Below are 543 nucleotides of genomic sequence, written 5' to 3'. Positions count from 1 at the left end.
GATTTGTCCGGCAAATTCACGCGTACAGCGTCATTATTTGTTCCTTTTGTTACTGCCTCATCGAGAAGTACAGATGTTCCTTCACTAGTGACCTCATCAGCATTAAGCGTAGTTCCACTTAACCAGTTACCACCATGAAGGGTTTGTAGCATTTCCTTTGAATAAGCACTGATTCCAGGAGGTTCTGTCCCAGGAACGTCCCCAGCCCAGCTTCCGCTTGCCATTAGTGACCAGTATGCTACAGCTTCACCTTCACCACTGTATTGTGTATCGTATTCATCTGGCAGGCCAAGGTCATGGCCATATTCATGGGTAAATACACCAGCGGCACCATCTTCAGGTTCGATTGTGTAATCCCATGCACCTAATTGTCCATCAAAGCGGTCACTGTCTGATGATGCACCAGGAACAGCTACGGGACTAGGTCCAAGGTTCCAGCGATGTGACCAAATAGCATCTCCACCAAGAGATCCACCACCAGCTTCCTCACCAACACCAGCATGGATAACCATCAAGTGATCAATAAGACCGTCCGGTTCAGCA

Annotated in this window: 1 protein-coding gene; it reads right to left on the bottom strand. The window is 48.1% G+C overall.

Going from position 1 to position 543, the window contains the following annotated elements:
- A partial coding sequence (locus AC3G7N_RS22335) for an immune inhibitor A domain-containing protein (RefSeq protein WP_489424296.1) occupies positions 1–543 on the bottom strand: 543 nt, incomplete at both ends.

The sequence above is a fragment of the Virgibacillus carmonensis genome, from assembly GCF_057836705.1.
The sequence above is the reverse complement of the archived record's forward strand: the minus strand, read 5'-3'. Positions and strand labels throughout refer to the sequence as shown.